Origin of the sequence: Vibrio jasicida CAIM 1864 = LMG 25398 (genome assembly GCF_000400365.1) — a bacterium.
Classification (GTDB): Bacteria; Pseudomonadota; Gammaproteobacteria; order Enterobacterales; family Vibrionaceae; genus Vibrio; species Vibrio jasicida.
The window spans coordinates 25578-42171 of record NZ_BAOG01000030.1 but is presented as its reverse complement, the minus strand read 5'-3'; the positions used below and the strand labels follow the sequence as shown (position 1 = coordinate 42171).

The 16594-nt window shown below is 46.0% G+C and carries 13 protein-coding genes; 7 read left to right on the top strand and 6 right to left on the bottom strand.

The window, feature by feature from the left end; translation table 11 throughout:
- Positions 1 to 433 precede the first annotated feature (433 nt).
- From uhpT to manA, 5 genes are all read left to right on the top strand, one after another.
- A complete protein-coding gene (uhpT, locus tag VJL_RS09085; RefSeq protein WP_038870657.1) occupies positions 434 to 1831 on the top strand; it encodes a hexose-6-phosphate:phosphate antiporter UhpT in 1398 nt (465 codons plus the stop codon).
- A gap of 136 nt (positions 1832 to 1967) precedes the next feature.
- Positions 1968 to 2576: a response regulator transcription factor UhpA gene (gene uhpA / locus VJL_RS09080; RefSeq protein WP_009696638.1), complete on the top strand. Its 609-nt coding sequence runs from the start codon at positions 1968 to 1970 to the stop codon at positions 2574 to 2576.
- Positions 2576 to 4075, top strand: a complete 1500-nt coding sequence (uhpB, locus tag VJL_RS09075; RefSeq protein WP_038877357.1) for a signal transduction histidine-protein kinase/phosphatase UhpB — start codon at positions 2576 to 2578, stop codon at positions 4073 to 4075. The genes uhpA and uhpB overlap by 1 nt, the downstream gene beginning before the upstream one ends.
- Before the next feature lie 5 nt (positions 4076 to 4080).
- Positions 4081 to 5421: an MFS transporter gene (locus VJL_RS09070; RefSeq protein WP_038877356.1), complete on the top strand. Its 1341-nt coding sequence runs from the start codon at positions 4081 to 4083 to the stop codon at positions 5419 to 5421.
- Between the two features lie 118 nt (positions 5422 to 5539).
- Positions 5540 to 6763, top strand: coding sequence for a mannose-6-phosphate isomerase, class I (manA, locus tag VJL_RS09065; protein WP_038877349.1), 1224 nt, complete (start codon positions 5540 to 5542; stop codon positions 6761 to 6763).
- Between the two features lie 72 nt (positions 6764 to 6835).
- On the opposite strand, the gene VJL_RS09060 is transcribed toward manA, so the two are convergent.
- From VJL_RS09060 to VJL_RS09045, 4 genes are read right to left on the bottom strand one after another with little or no spacing between them, the layout of a single operon-like run.
- Entirely contained in the window at positions 6836 to 7495 is a 660-nt protein-coding gene (locus VJL_RS09060; RefSeq protein ID WP_038877347.1) for a potassium channel family protein, read from the bottom strand.
- Positions 7492 to 8613: an AI-2E family transporter gene (locus VJL_RS09055; protein WP_038877395.1), complete on the bottom strand. Its 1122-nt coding sequence runs from the start codon at positions 8611 to 8613 to the stop codon at positions 7492 to 7494. Before VJL_RS09055 ends, VJL_RS09060 begins: the two co-directional genes overlap by 4 nt.
- A 29-nt stretch (positions 8614 to 8642) precedes the next feature.
- Positions 8643 to 9656 carry a DUF2955 domain-containing protein gene (locus VJL_RS09050; protein ID WP_038877344.1) on the bottom strand — a complete coding sequence of 338 codons (1014 nt, stop codon included), beginning with the start codon at positions 9654 to 9656 and terminating at the stop codon, positions 8643 to 8645.
- Positions 9646 to 10767, bottom strand: coding sequence for an HlyD family secretion protein (locus VJL_RS09045; RefSeq protein ID WP_038877341.1), 1122 nt, complete (start codon positions 10765 to 10767; stop codon positions 9646 to 9648). The genes VJL_RS09050 and VJL_RS09045 overlap by 11 nt, the downstream gene beginning before the upstream one ends.
- A gap of 149 nt (positions 10768 to 10916) precedes the next feature.
- Here VJL_RS09045 and VJL_RS09040 point away from each other — a divergent pair, with 149 nt between their 5' ends.
- Together VJL_RS09040 and VJL_RS09035 are read left to right on the top strand one after the other, a co-directional pair.
- Positions 10917 to 11930, top strand: a complete 1014-nt coding sequence (locus VJL_RS09040) for a helix-turn-helix domain-containing protein (RefSeq protein ID WP_038877339.1) — start codon at positions 10917 to 10919, stop codon at positions 11928 to 11930.
- Positions 11931 to 12470: 540 nt separating this feature from the next.
- Complete coding sequence (locus VJL_RS09035; RefSeq protein ID WP_038877338.1) at positions 12471 to 13733, top strand: hydroxymethylglutaryl-CoA reductase; 1263 nt, start codon at positions 12471 to 12473, stop codon at positions 13731 to 13733.
- A 124-nt stretch (positions 13734 to 13857) separates the two neighbouring features.
- Here the strand turns inward: VJL_RS09035 and VJL_RS09030 are convergent, their stop codons facing one another.
- Both VJL_RS09030 and VJL_RS29980 read right to left on the bottom strand, forming a co-directional pair.
- Entirely contained in the window at positions 13858 to 15723 is a 1866-nt protein-coding gene (locus tag VJL_RS09030; RefSeq protein WP_227741128.1) for a hypothetical protein, read from the bottom strand.
- 92 nt (positions 15724 to 15815) lie between these two features.
- Positions 15816 to 16325 (bottom strand): hypothetical protein, encoded by a 510-nt coding sequence (locus tag VJL_RS29980; RefSeq protein ID WP_227741127.1) that lies wholly within the window; start codon positions 16323 to 16325, stop codon positions 15816 to 15818.
- Positions 16326 to 16594 lie beyond the last annotated feature (269 nt).

The following is a 16594-nucleotide window of genomic DNA, read 5'->3' as shown; positions in this document are numbered from 1 at the left end:
TTATTCTTTAAAAGAAATTGAACTTCCGTCATATCGGTATATGCGGTGTACTCTCTCTCTTTCCAAATGTGTAAATTTGCCGATGCACTGCCAGAGATTAGCATCGTTAATATAATCACCTTTCGTATCATGGCTTATTACCTTGAGAAGAAATCAGACGGTGATTTTATTTTGTGCAGTTTTTAATCCTTACCATTTTACGCCAAGGAAGAAACTAACTAAGTAACTGGATGCTTATTGCCAGAATTAAGGCTATCCCGCACAGAATGTGATGATTTTCACGCTTTCTTAATCAGCAATCGTTTTCTAGGAATTTTTCCTAGTCGATCTAAGCCCTCCTCTCATGTGGTTCAAAAGAGGACTCTCTACAATCGCCGACAGCTAAAAGAAAGCGAGCACGCAAGTGCATCACACTAATACAAGAGAGTTCACGATGTTAAGATTCCTTGAACAAGTCCGAAAGCCTACCCTCGACCTTCCTGTCGAAGCACGTAGAAAAATGTGGTTTAAGCCATTTATCCAATCTTACCTTGTGGTATTCATTGGCTACTTGACCATGTACCTGATCCGTAAAAACTTCAACGTCGCGCAAAATGACATGATCTCAACTTACGGTTTGTCGATGACAGATCTAGGTTTGATTGGTCTGGGTTTCTCGATTACTTACGGCATCGGTAAGACCGTAGTCTCCTACTACGCCGATGGTAAGAACACCAAGCAATTCCTCCCTTTTATGCTTATCCTTTCTGGTCTGGCGATGCTTGGTTTCAGCTTCAGCATGGGTGGCGGTAGCGCGAGCTTGTTCATGATGGTCGCATTCTATGCACTGAGTGGTTTCTTCCAAAGTACTGGTGGTCCTTCTAGTTACTCGACCATCACTAAGTGGACGCCGCGTAACAAGCGTGGTTCTTATCTAGGTCTTTGGAACATGTCTCACAACGTAGGTGGTGCGGGTGCCGCAGGTGTAGCTCTGTTTGGTGCAAACTACTTGTTCGACGGTCACGTAATCGGCATGTTCGTGTTCCCTTCTATCATTGCGATCATCGTTGGTTTCATTGGCATGCGCTTTGGTAACGACTCTCCAGAAGCATATGGTCTAGGTAAAGTTGAAGAGCTATTTGATGAAGCAGTCAGCGAAGAAGACGAAGCGGCTGAAGAAAATCAAATGACCAAGAAAGAAATCTTTGTTGAGTACGTACTGAAAAACAAAGTTATCTGGCTACTTTGCTTTGCAAACATCTTCCTTTACATCGTGCGTATCGGCATCGACCAATGGTCAACGGTCTACGCTTACCAAGAACTCGGTCTATCAAAAGAAACAGCAATCTCTGGCTTTACCCTATTCGAAGTGGGTGCGCTTGTGGGGACTCTGATGTGGGGTTACCTGTCTGACCTTGCGAACGGTCGCCGTGCGCTAGTGGCTTGTGTTTCTTTGGGTTTGATCATCGTATCACTTGAGTTCTACCAACACGCAACGAGCGAGTTCATGTACCTAGCGTCGCTATTTGTTCTAGGCTTCCTAGTGTTTGGTCCTCAACTGCTTATCGGTGTTGCTGCGGTTGGCTTTGTTCCTAAAAAAGCAATCAGTGTTGCAGATGGCGTAAAAGGCACATTCGCTTACCTAATTGGTGACAGTTTCGCGAAACTGGGTCTGGGTATGATTGCAGACGGCACGCCAATCTTTGGTCTAACGGGTTGGAAAGGCACGTTTGCTGCCCTAGATACCTCCGCAATGATTTGTATTGTTTTGCTGGCTTTCGTTGCTATCGCGGAAGAGAAAAAGATCCGTCAAAACAAGAAGAAGCTTGAACTCGCAGAAAACCAAGCTTAATCAAACAGCGCGCTTTGCAAGTCAAAGCGCGCTAGATCATTAAATAAACTTGGTCAATTTAGTATCATAGTAGGTTTTTGTTGGGCTCTTTGAGAGCTCATTTTCGTTTGTGTATTGCTGAAGTTTGGTATTTAAGATGATTAACGTAGCGCTTGTTGATGACCATGTCATTGTTCGTTCTGGATTTGCTCAGTTGTTGAGCCTTGAGCCAGACATGAATGTTGTAGGTGAATTTAGCTCGGTAGCAGAAGCTCGAGTGGGATTACCTGCGTGCAAGCCAAATGTGGTTATTCTAGATATCTCGATGGCAGACGAAAGTGGGCTTACCCTACTCTCCGAAATCCCTTCAGGCATTGCTTGTGTCATGCTAAGCGTGCATGACTCTCCGGCAATGGTTGAAAAGTCACTTAAACTCGGCGCAAAAGGTTACCTAAGTAAACGTTGTAGCCCTGACGAGTTAATTCAAGCAGTCAGAACCAGTGCTTCAGGCGGTTGTTACCTAACGCCGGATATTGCGCTGAAGCTCGCCACACCAAGTGACAAAGCGGCGACGCTGACTCAACTGACACGCCGAGAAAACGAAGTGTGCCAATTGCTGGCTCGTGGTTTGGATGTGAAGTCTATCGCCACTGAGCTTGGCTTAAGCCATAAAACCGTTCACGTTCACCGTGCAAACGCCATGGATAAGCTTGGCGTAAAGAACAACGTTGAGCTCGCCAAACTGTTCTCTCAAGAGTCGTTTTAATGCGTAGCTACACCATCACCTCCATTTGCGGTTTATTCATGACAGGATGCTCGTGGTTCTGTCTGTGGGTGATCGCCTATTACTTTGTGAACGATGCCGAGCTTGCGATCTTGTTGTTCCCCTTCGCGTTGCGTTTGGGGTTAACACTGCACACGCGCACAAAGTATTGGGCAACGATTTACCTTGCCGAATGGGGGCTGACCGTTGCACTCGCTCTACTTCTTGAACAGCCACAATGGTTGATGGTGTTGGTGGCCAGCGTGTTGAGTATTCCAGTGGTTTACCTTGCTAAGCGTTATTACAAAGGCGATCAGAACCAACATTTAGCGGTGATGGCGGTCGTGTTGCTCGTGACGTCTTGCATTAACGTACTTGCGGTTGGCTATCATGTTCAATCTGCCTATATGGCATGGTTAGCGAGCATTGCGGGCGGTTTGTTGGTGCTGCCGATGTGTTACTTGCTCTGGAATTATCTCTTCCAAAGCCCTTGGTCACCGCTGACCTCGAACTTGTTAGCCAACGAAGTTCAATTCAAAGTTCGTCATATTCTGCTTTATAGCGTGCTGTTGATTGCCAGCATTTTGGTTCAAACCAGCTTGCCTGATGAACTGGCTCGATTTGCACCTTTCTGTATGGCGATCCCAATCATCGTCTTGGCACTGCGTTACGGTTGGCAAGGTGCACTGCTTGCGACCATGTTAAACAGTATTGCCTTGATCGCTGCGCGAAGTGGTGTATCGAACCTAGAAATCACTGACCTGCTGTTGTCCCTTTCGGCACAAACCTTAACGGGCATCATGCTCGGTTTAGCGGTGCAGAAACAAAAAGATCTTAACCAAAAGCTGCGTGGCGAATTGTCGAGAAACCAAACCTTGTCTCGACAACTCATTCAAGCGGAAGAGTCGGTGCGTCGTGATGTAGCAAGGGAGCTGCACGATGAAATTGGTCAGAACATCACAGCGATCCGTACCCAAGCGAGCATCATTAAGCGGGTTGATAATGCCGAAATGAACACACGCTGTGCCGACATGATCGAAAACCTATCACTTAATGTTTATGACACCACCAAACATTTGCTGAGCAAACTGCGTCCGAAAATGCTCGACGATCTGGATTTGAAAGACTCTGTTCACCAGTTAACCCGTGAAATGGAGTTCGACAATCATGGCACTCGCGTTGTGCTTGATTGGCAAGGTGACTATGAGTCTTTGGGCGACACGCTGAAAGTCACCCTATTCCGTTTGTGCCAAGAAGCGTTAAACAACGCTGCCAAATATGCGAGTGCGACGTCTATTGTTATCGAGCTGTCTATTGACGAGAACATTTCGTTGAACATCGCTGACAACGGCATTGGTTTCAAAACCGAAGACTGCATGAAAGGCATGGGCGTTCGCGGCATGCAAGAACGTGTGCAAGCGCTTGGTGGAAAAATGTATATCTACTCTTTGAACGATCATGTGGATGGTACGCAAATCGCCATCACATTACCTAAGGTGTAACGAGCATGTTTGGATTATTTCAGTCTCCGAGCTACAACCAAGCTCCCCTTAGCAAAGACCAAGTGGATGAACGTTATCGTTATTGGCGTCTGCACATCATGCTGGGCATGTATCTTGGTTATGCGGGCTTTTACTTCACTCGTAAAACCTTCAACTACGCCGCACCCGCGATGATCGCTGATTTAGGTTTAGATAAAGCCGATATCGGTATGATTGGTACGCTTTTCTACATTACCTATGGTTTATCAAAGTTTATCTCTGGCACCATTTCCGACCGCTCTAACCCTCGTTTTTTCATGGGTGTCGGTCTAATCGCGACGGGCCTTATCAATATCGCATTTGGCTTCTCTAGCTCTTTGGTTGCACTCGCAGCCCTGTGGGTGATGAACGCTTGGTTCCAAGGTTGGGGCTGGCCTTCGTGCTCTAAGTTACTTACGACTTGGTATTCGCGCTCAGAACGTGGCTTTTTGTGGGCAATTTGGAACACGGCTCATAACGTAGGTGGCGCGTTAATTCCCCTACTCGTTGGATTTCTTACATTCCATTACAGCTGGCGAGAAGGCTTTATCGTACCGGGCGTAATCGGCGTGATTCTTGGTGTAGTTGTGTGTTGGCGCTTGCGTGATAAACCGACCACTCAAGGATTGCCAACGGTTGGTCAATGGCGTGATGACAAGTTAGAACTGGCGCAAGAAAATCACGGGCAAGGTCTGAGTTATAAAGAAATCCTCAAACAGTATGTGTTCAACAACAAGTACATTTGGTTGCTCGCATTCAGCTATGTTCTGGTTTACATCGTGCGCACCGCAATCAATGACTGGGGTAACTTGTACCTAACAGAACAACATCACTACAGCCTAATCAATGCTAACGCTGCGCTGTCGATGTTTGAAATCGGTGGCTTTGTTGGTTCTCTAGTCGCTGGTTGGGGCTCGGATAAATTGTTCGGTGGTAACCGAGGCCCAATGAACCTATTGTTTGCCGCGGGTATATTCTTATCTGTCGCCGCACTGTGGTTGATGCCGTTAACTAACTTTGCGTTCCAAGCGGCGGGGTTATTCTCAATTGGCTTCTTCGTATTTGGTCCACAAATGTTGATTGGCATGGCAGCGGCGGAATGTTCACACAAAGATTCTGCTGGTGCAGCAACGGGCTTTGTTGGTTTGTTTGCTTACATGGGTGCCGCACTTTCTGGCTACCCATTGGCATTGATTCTTGAAGAATACAGCTGGACTGGATTCTTTATCACCATCTCGGTATGCGCAGCCGTTATTGGCTTGCTGTTGTTACCGTTCTTGCAGGCTCAACCTTCGAGAAAGCCGCTCGCTCCCAAGCTTAGGTTGTAGACATCTGATTGTAGAAGCGACTTCTACACCTCTTAGGGTGAGTTAACCGCTCACCCGTCCAATCTCCACTATTTTTTGCTTCCGATTCAGTTCGGAGGGTTTTCTACGGGTAAAATTCATGAATTCGAATACTATTTCATCAAAATGCTTCTTCAAAATGGACAATAAAATCCAAAACTACGACTGGGGAAGTCGCACTGCTATCCACGATTTGTTTGGTTTTGCTAACGAAGCTCAACAACCTCAAGCTGAAGTTTGGATGGGTACGCATCCGAATGGTTGCTCTATCGTTACACAAGCAAACACTGACGCTTCAAGTACAACTGTCTCGCTTTCAGAATTGATCAAACAAGATCCGTCAGAGTTTCTATCCCCAAGCACGGCAGAAGTCTTTGGTGACTTACCTTTCCTATTCAAGATTCTTGCGGCGGATAAAGCCTTATCTATTCAAGTGCACCCAAACAAGCAAGATGCGGAGCTAGGTTATGCAAAAGAACAACAGTTAGGTGTCCCGCTGAGTGCATTCAATCGTAATTACAAAGATGCGAACCATAAGCCAGAGCTGGTTTACGCACTTACTGAATACCAAGCGATGAACGGCTTTCGTCCCTTTGATGAAATCATCGCTGAGTTCCGCCTGTGTGACATTCCTGAAATCAACGGCTACCTAGAACAATTTGAGCGTAACCCCAACCAAGATGGGTTGTCTCAGTTCTTCGTAGAGATTCTTTCCATGGAAGAAGCACGCAAGGTTAACGCCGTGGATCACTTATTAAGTTACGCAGCAGCCAACCAAGTACGCCCTGTGTGCGAATTGATTTTAGACCTTGCTGCTCAGTACCCGAATGACGTGGGTTTGTTTGCCCCATTACTGTTGAATGTTATTACGCTTAAACCAGGTGAAGCTATGTTCCTGAGCGCAAGAACACCTCATGCTTACATTAAAGGCACTGGTCTGGAAATCATGGCGAACTCAGACAACGTACTTCGCGCTGGATTAACACCAAAACACATGGATGTGGAAGAACTGGTTAAGTGTACCGACTTCATTCCAAAACCAATGAACACGCTGCTAACCAAAGCAGCAATCAACGGCTGTGAGCACAACTTCCCTGTCCCTGTGCAAGACTTCAAGTTCTCTGTCTTTCGAGAGCCAAAAGATCAACAAGTTGAGATGAGCAGTGCAGAAATCTTGATGCCAATCGATGCGGACGTAACGCTACTTGCAGAAAGCGGCGAAACATTGGTGCTTGGCAAAGGGCAATCGGCTTTCATTCCTGCTTATGTAGGTAACTACACAATCCGTTGCGAAGGTCGCGTCGCTCGTGCATTTAATAGCTAAGCTAAGTTCATTTCCTCTTAAAACAAAAATGGCGGAGACTTTTCAGCTCCGCCATTCAAACCATTCATTTGTTTACTCACTCTGTGCTTGAGCCAAACGAATACTCACCAAACTTGCCACCATGATGGCCAAGTAAAAGCTCCCAACTATCGCCTCGAAGAAAACGAAGAACTGAGCCACAGGAACCGTCGGTGAAATGTCACCATAGCCCACCGTTGTCAACGTGATAAAGCTAAAGTACAAGGTATTAAACAAGTTCGACAGCCAAGGTTTTGCTTCTAATCCAGTGAAAGAGCTTGGGAAAAACTCCAACACCAACAAGTAGATCACCGCCCACGCCAGTCCTAAGAGCAGATAGATACAAATCGAACCTATGATGTGGTTTGTCGTTACTGACTTGGTTAATACTACCTGCTTTAGCGCCGAGTATATGTGCGAAAACAAGAACACCAATAGTGCACTTAGCGTCAAAATGGACAGATCTAAATGCTCTAAAAACGACATCCCATAGGAGATGACGGCCACAATCAGTAACACGCCATACCATGTTCGGTTTGTTTTATTTTTCTTGTTGATGCCTGCAATCGAAACGCCTAGTGTCACCACCAAAAGAGCAAGAACAAATTCCTGCCCATCTGGATAAAACTGATGCATCACAGCACAGCCGAAAAACAACGCAATGAGTGCGAAAAACAAAAAGTAGAAGTTATCTTCCCTGGTCATCGGTTTCATGATGCCACCTCTACTTTGTCTTCCTCCTTCGCTTTTTGCTCAATGCTCAGTGCTTTGTTTGTTTCCGCGTCATCTTCATCTAACCAATTCACCATCAATTGGTAAGTTAGGCTCAGTACCACGGCACCAACAAATAGACCAACGATACCAGACATTGCCATACCACCCAGTGCACCCAATAGTGTCACAAGCATCGGTGTGTCAGAACCACGGCTTAGAAGAACAGGTTTCAGTACCGCATCACTCGCGCTCACCAAGATACACCAGATGAGGAAGATGCCAGCAACCAGTGTCGATTCGACGCTAAACACGTAAATAATCGCAGGAATCAACGCCAGAATTGGTGGTAGCTGAACAATCGCAACCAGAATCACGGCAACCATCCAAAGCGCCGCAGCAGGAACGCCAACCGCGACCATAACAACACCCGCCATGACAGATTGAATCAGTGCAACACCAATCACACCTTGAACGACACTGCGAACGGTCGACTTAGAAAGATCAATCAACGCTTCACCTTTCTTGTTGGTGAGGCGGTCAGCTAGCTTGGTAAAACCTTTCTGGCAAACTTCAGCATTGCTCATGAACGCACCGGCAATCATGGTCGAAATGATGAACTGAATGAAACCACCACTTACCGAGCCCACGATAGATGCTGCTTGAGAAAGGAAACCTTTTACTTGTTCGCCATACTTAACTAGGAAGCCTTCCATGTTGGTCGATGCGTAGTTAACCGCAACGAACAGCTTGTCACCCACGACAGGGATCTCTTTTAAGCTTTCTTGTGGCTTAGGCACAACTAAAGTGCCATCTTGCAACCCAGTGACGACCTCGGTACCACTGGTATAAAGACCAGATGAGAGCGCGATAAGTGGGATTAAAAGTAACAGCACACCAATAGTGCTGATGAGCGCACTCGCCTTACCTTTTGAGATACCTAAGCGATTATGAAGGGACATCATGACTGGGTAGAGCGCGATGGCAATAATGCCGCCCCACACGACCAACATAATGAACGGACTGAGGATAGAGAAACACCACCAGATCAGTAACGCTACGGCTCCGATCTTGATAGCGGCGTCTATCGCCTGTTTAGAGAAATCATTTGAAGCTTTCATAGCGTTACCTTTTAACTGTCTGTTAAGTGTTATGTTTGCAAAAACTTCCATTGTCTGGTTTCCAAAAAGAGTGATGCGAGGATCATGTATGTCCCGACCAACACCAATTGGAAGATTCGGATAAATGTATTGCTGTCGATATCGCCAGAGCTCATTAGCGTGCTGCCGATTAAGACAAGCAAGGTACTGAACGCCGTGGCGAATATCGGTGCCTTATCTGGCACGGTGTAAATCTTCTTCCCTATCAATACCGCCAATAACGCAATAAAGGCGGTATAAAAGAATATGCTTGGCACAATGGCGAGAATCGAGAAAGCCAAGATGGCAAGTATCCCGCCGATACCGTTACTGATGATTAAGAACGCGCTTAATTTGACTGACTTCTCTGACGTAATCATCAAAGACAGCAACGCGACAAACATCATAGTGAGCAGCGCTTCTGAAATCTGAAAGATAAAGAAGAAGCACACCACAGGAAACGAAATCAACATGGCTCGAAATGACGCATGCCAACGTTGTTCTCTGCCAATTGGTGGAGTCGCATAGCCAGCGAACTCACTGTCTGGCTCTGGAAGATAAATATGAACCAGAGCAAAAATCGCCACCGATACCGCTCCAGAAATCGCCAAGCCACTCGCGAGAACCAAGGAAACCGCTGGATTGTTTATTGCCATGAACGGCAGCATCAACACCGCAATCAACAAAATGGTCGCGAACAGATTCCATTTGGGGTCAGTAAACAAGTAGTAACCCCATGCCATCATCAAACCGACGGCAATCAGTAGAACAATTGGGTACTGAGTAATGCCTCCTGAAAGAAGCAGTCCCAATCCCATCGTGGCAATCAATGCCAGCAGCAACTCGTAAATCGTTTCTCTATGAAGGTTTGGCTTATCGACCAAGAACTTCGCGGTAAATACCGGCGCGACAAACGCCAGTTGCCAATTAATCCAAGCAGCGAGAAACACCGCCAGACCTACACCAATGGTGAAGCGCAGAATCCGACGTTGAGTTGCGTTATCAATGCTCAGATTATCGGACATAAGACAGTACGCTCAGTAGACGAATCCAAAGTTTGCCAAGCGTGTTGAACACGAAGTTGTCACCGCTATAAACAATCACGTCTGCTTGACCGCCAACGCGTAGCATTCCCGTTACTTCTTCGCGATCAAACTCGATAGCGATTGGTAACATTTGCGTTTGGCGTAACCAGCCTGTTTGTTGGTTGGCTTGCGCGAGCTTACCCGCTTGTTGGTTTTGTCCCCAATCGACACCCCAGTCAATGCTGCTGACTTTGCCTTTGATGACTTTGCCAGGAACAAAATCGAGGGCGATTTCTACTTCGTCACCAATGCTGACGTTGCCTAAACTGTTTTCACGAAAGTATGCTTCTATCCAGATGTCTTCTGTCGACACAAACGTCATAATTGGCTGGCCTGCTGAAGCGTAGAAGCCTTCGGTCAAGCTGAAGTTCGAAACACCACCTTGAGTTGGCGCACGAATCACTGTACGTTCTAAGTTCAGTTGAGCTTGCTCAAGTGCCAGCAATGCCGCTTTGACTTGGCTGTTTTCTTCACCTTCTGCGCCAAGTTGTTGTTTCGCTTTTTCAAGATCCGCTTCTGCATTTACTACGTTTGCTCTCGCGGTTGCCAATGATGCTCTCGCTTTGTCCGCGTCTGATTTCGACACTACGCCTTTCTCTGCCATGGCAAGAACACGGTTGGCTTGCGCTTCAGTGTTTTGGCGCTCAACAATCGCAGAAGTTAATCTCGCTTGAGCCGAAGCGATGGACGCGGTTTGCGCACCAACGTTCTGCCCAGCAACTTCCAGATTCTCTTCAGCTTGCTTTACCGCGATCTGGTAATCAGATTTATCAAGAACAGCAAGCTCATCACCTTCTTCTACAAGTTGGTTCGGACGAACCTTAATATCTAAAACGTTGCCAGAAACCTGAGGTTTTATCGGCACGATATAGCCTTTGACGCGTGCATTGTCAGTCACTGGAATGATGCGGTCTGACACAATGCTGAACCCGAGCATGACGACAATAAACAAAAGCAAATAGTTGGTGACCGTCTTTACTTTGTCTTTTTTATTCGTCTCTTTGTTTTCTGCCACTTCCGTTGGCTGTTTTTGTTTTTCGTTCTCGGACATGTTATCCCCTTGCCATTGAATAGATTGAACATTTTAAGAATATACCGTCCTGCTCAACCTTCAATTAATTGAATAATAAATAGCGAGCTATATCTAAAACCGTGCGTTATGCGCTAAGATAAAACAGTGATAAAGGAGTATCCGCTAAAATGCCAAATCAAACGTTTCATCTACCTGTCATTCAGACTAACTATGCTCGAATCCTAGTCGAAGTCTTTGCTGACTATGGCTTGGACAAGCATAAGCTACTTAGTGACGCTGGCTTACCTGCGGACTTATTCCAAACCGAGAGCGACTACATTCCGTCTGAATCGATAAAACGTTTAATTCATCTCACTTCTTCTCAACTTGGCGTAACGAAATTCACCGACTTATTGGTGTTAGTCTTTCGTCGCCGCGTTATACCCAATGTCTTGCATCAGTTTGTGCCATTTCAAACCATCGGCGATTCAATGCAGCACATAGATGAAATCTTCAGTTTAGACTCGCCTGGCAGTAACGTTTCTTTCGAAACCCACCATGGCCACGCCTGGTTCTGTCGATATTCGGAACAGAAAGACACTCAAATCGCTAACTGGTCTGAAGCATTTGCTGTGATTTACATCATTGAGCTCATTAGCATTTTGACCAAGACCGCTTGGTATCCAAGTAAGGTACGCCTGCAAGGCAGTAACAGCGATATCGTAAAAAGTGTTGTTCCTAGCCAGTGCCAGATATTTGTGGGTCAAGAGAAGACCGGTGTTTACATTCCCGCGGACATTCTTAACGTACCAATCCAAATATCGGACTCACAGTTAGGCGCTGAACCGAGTCAGATCCAGTGGCATACAAGTTTTACCGATAGCGTGTTTGAACTCCTGCGCCCTTATGTGCGAGAGCGTAATTTGTCGATAGAAGAAGCGGCTCAGTTGCTGAGCTATTCTGTCCGAACCTTTCAAAGAAAGTTAAAGAATGAAGGCACTTCTTTTCGGCATATTAAAGAGTCATTGATGTTCTCTGTTTCTTGCGAATTGATGGAAGAAGGACACTCTCTCACTTATATATCCAATCAACTTGGCTACACCAGTATTTCGCACTTTTCGCGCGCCTTTAAAAGAGTGTCCGGGTTATCTCCTAAAGTGTATAAACAGTCTATTGCGCTGAACGCATCCAGCACTTCGTGACGTTATACTGCTCAGTCCATTTGAGGCTTGGTAGTTGGTAATTGTTTGAGCTTGGCTTGCATCAGTGTTGCGAGGTCTATTTCATCACACAGCACTTCTACGTCCTGAACTCGAAAGTAAACAATCATACGTTACCCTCAATTGAAAACGTGGGGCTATTATGCCGTGGCGCAAACCAAGTTATTTACCATTTTACGCCACCCGACCACATTCCAATCTCATTATTTGAAGTCTCAAATTAGAGTAGTTCGCCCACTTTGCACAATTTTTACAGAAAGAAGGAATTTCTATTTAAGCTCTTCACTGCTCGATTTTAACCTTTCAAATCAGTCCGATTTTTATCTTATTTTCAATAATATAGAGAAAAATGCGCAAAAACCAGACGCTTTATACCAAGCATTTAAAGGGCTATTTATTCGCCAAATAAGATTTCAGTGAGTTTGAAGTTAAGCAGCCTTTTGTTGCAAAACGTATACGCGGGATTGTAATCACGTTTTGTATCACTACAATTCCAAACCAAATGAATAAAGAAACGTTTGTATGCCGAAATTAAATTTAGACAGCGCAAGGAATAGCTCTGCACTCTCTGATAATGAAACCTGCGAAAAAGTACAATCGGCATTAGAACCGAAATACCACAAGCCAGAAAAGAAACTTTGCCTCAGTGCGGGTCTGACGGAAAAGCACATTGAACGCCGTTGGAAAGTACTCGAATCGATGACGGACAAAGATCTTCTGCTGGATCCTTTCACACAATCGCATTACGACCAATACGCCAACAACATTGAACACTTTATTGGTACCGTTAACGTCCCTGTCGGTGTTGCTGGGCCTCTTCGCATTAACGGCTTGTTCGCGAATGACGACTACTTAGTACCACTCGCAACAACAGAAGCCGCTCTCGTTGCCTCCTATAACCGAGGCGCGAACTTGATTACCGCAGCTGGTGGCGCAAGTACGCTTTTGATCTGCGAAGGCGTGAGTCGTACTCCCGTGTTTGGTTTCCAATCACTTACAGAAGCAGCGCAGTTCGTCAGTTGGGTGGTCACTCAATACGATATCTTCCGCAAAGAAGCAGAATCCACCACCACGCACGGCAAGCTTAAAGACATCAACGTCAACATCGAAGGCAATCATGTTTACTTGGTGTTTGAATACGTGACGGGCGACGCATCTGGTCAGAACATGGTGACCATCGCGACACACAAAGTCTTCCATTACATTCTTGAACACAGTCCAATCGCGCCGGTTGATGCTTACCTTGACGGCAACTTATCTGGTGATAAGAAAGCCAACGCCCACACTTTACGCTCTGTTCGCGGTAAAAAAGTCTCAGCTGAAGTGACGATTCCTGCAGCTTTGGTCGAGAAATACCTGCACACCACACCAGATGCGATGGTCAAGTTTGGCAAAATGAATACTGTAGGTGGATTACTAAGCGGCACTATCGGTATTAACGCGCACTACGCCAATGCCCTCACCGCTCTGTACATCGCCTGCGGACAAGATGCAGCGTGCGTTGCAGAATCTGCGGTTGGTATTACTAGAATGGATGTGGATTCTCACGGCAATCTGTATACCTCTGTCACTTTGCCAAACATCATGGTTGGCACCGTTGGTGGCGGTACTGGCCTACCAACTCAGAAAGCGTGTTTGGATATCCTTGGTTTGCACGGCAATGGCAAAGCAAAAGCGTTAGCAGAAGTCGCTGCCGGTTTATGCTTGGCAGGTGAGCTTTCGATTGTTGGTGCATTCTGTGCCGATCATTTCTCCCGTGCGCATCACAAGCTAGCGAGAAAATAAACCGTTCAGCCTAAACCGTTAAAACAAAAAGCCGCGCACTCGTGTTAATACAATGAGTGAGCGGCTTTTTAGTTTAAGCTCTTGTGCTTATTTCGTTATTGATGCTGCAAGCACCTTCGCTTTTTTACTCTGGTTGCGGTGGTATGTATAAATCCACAGTATCGACAAAATACGTACTCCACATTTCGTTCATACTTGTATCTGAGTACTCGTCAAAGATAATAACGGCAGCGCCATATTCACCTTTGAAGTAAGGCGCAATCAAACGGACAAAATCGTCTCCTTTGCTTAACCTTAAGTAACCTTCTGAGGTGATACTCCAATCCCAACCGAGGTTTTCAGTATTGCCATCGGCTTTCCAAGTCTCGCGATCGGCCATACCACCTTCATAGATATCCCAGAAACGAACTTCAACGCCGTTTCCTTTGCGTCTCGTCAGCCTTGAATCGACAACGTCATCCGTCGTTAATGGTTGTAGGCCACCACAGTTTGTTAGCTCCGACGCCAACAACGCGGCATTGACTGATGCACCAGTCTCATTGACCTCGCAGTAATCGTAACCTTCACTGCGGCTCACGCCACGGATAGACTCACCAATGACTCGCAACCAGATCGCTTGTTCAGACAACTCTTCTTCGATCCAACCATCGACCAGTTCGTCTAAATCTTCAATATAAGGACCAACGTAATCAGGATAACCAGTGTAATTGTCGTTGATTAAAGTACTGTATTTTTGTCCACCATCGTTAAAGGTGTAGTCATACCCTTCAATTGCAAAGTGTTGCCATTCAACATGAGTACGAATATCTGTCTCTGACCAATAGGTTTTCACTTCGTCCCAACGGTTGAACCTCATACCATCGCCATTTTCATCGACTTTCTTGATCGCGTTAGCTTCATCGAGAATATATTTGCCACCCACACACGTTTCGATTTTCTGACTGTCGTCGTTGACACCCTTGGTATAGGTATATTCTTCCCAATAATTGACTTGGTATTCGAAGCTAACTGAACCATCCCAGTTCCAAATTGGGCCTGCTTTCGTGTATGACTCGGAGCCATCGGCATTGTTCATACTTGTTGTCGTTTCATTAACTGAACCGTCTGCATCCCAATCATGCATGATGACTTCTTTGTTACCACCATCCACATAGTCCCATCGTTCACGAACTTGCGCATAGGTAGCCGCTTCTAGAGGAACTGCAGCGTCTAGGTCGTACTCTTTAAATTCACGAGATTCGTAATCGTATTCAGTCGTTGCTTCTTCCACCTCAACCATGGTTTGAAGTAAGTCCACACCAGACATATCGCCAGCCATGATGGCTTCTGCGAACAAATCAACCGTGCTGTAGCTTAACTCTCGCTCTGGGTCATCGGTAGTGACGCTGTCACCACCAGAGTCTGCGGGGTTAGACTCATCAATGTAACGAGTAAACTCCCACTGACCGCGAGTCTCGCCCTCATCTGCAACACCGACATCATATACATGGCTGGTGAAATCAAACTCGCCATCGAAGTTCAAGTCTGCTTTAAACGTTATCTTGGCCGTGAAAGTACCGTCATCAAGGTTCTGCACCGCTTCCTCTGTGAATGTACTGAACACCGTTTTTACACCGGCTCGTTGATAATACTCTGTAGCAGTCGCTTGATAGGTCAATGTGTTCGCGGTTTCATCGACAATTTCCGTTTCACTGCCTTCCACGGTAAAGTCTAAAGCGATATCCATGTTATCTGGCACACCGTAGTAGCTGTCGGTATACGAGTAATGGGTCACCTTACCATCGGGGTTTTCATCTTCCAGTTCCTCGGCGACTCGTTCATCCGATACGCGCTCGTCGACTTTACTTTCAGCTAGTTCGAGGATTTCGCCTGTGTCGCCTTCAGCGATAAAATCCCCCATCAAACGGGCTTTAAGCTCTTCATCGGTCAAGGTGCTATCTTCAAGCTCTTCTTTTAACTCGTCGACTGCATCGTCAATTGCTTGGTTCACTAGGCTCCCAAGCGAAACAAGCAGCGCTGCTATTTTCTCATCACTCAACTCATCGAGGTTTTGATCTTCCAGAACGGCGCTTATTCGAGACGTCAGCTCTTCATGAACTGGGTAGTAAAAGGGTTAATAACCTGACCATCAAGTTCGCCATCTTCAAGATCATCAAAGTCGGCTTGTGTTAAAGGGGGCATGCCAAGAACAATGGCGTGCCCTTCTTCAGTATCTTCAAAGACCTTCTCTGCTTCATTGGCAGCGATTTTCTGCTCTAACTCTTCCATCGTGGTTGGGGGTTCAGTTCCCACATCGACAGAGTCGTTCGTTAACTGAGCCAAAATTGGTACACCCACTAAGGCGTCCTTTTGTGCTTCTGAAATTTGAAATGAGTAGGTACCATCAAGGCCAGTGTTTGCCTGAGGTTCATCGGCGTCTAGCTCACCATCTCTATCGACGTCCATCCAGACTAAAGCGTTATAGATGTACCCATCCACGACGGTACCATTAAGTGTGTACGTTTGACTGGCGCTCTCATCATTGTCATCACTGCCACACGCAGCGACCGTAGATGCAATAACAACAGCAAGCATAGTTTTGCGAGCTTCCATGTGTGCTCTCCTATCCAACATTTATGGTGCAGCTATTACCTCTCCTCTTTACTAGCTGCGGATTGAACTGTGTCGAAGTTATCGACCCGGTAAATGTTAGCTATTGGTCGCATTTATTTGTGCGATTTATGTACAATCGTGAGCTTATTAACGCTTTATGCAACTTAATTAATAAATCGATCAGTAAGGTAATCACTCTGGCATGTTTTTTATAGAGCCAATTGTCTTAAAAGCTCACAACCATCAAACTAACTGTTATATCAGTATGA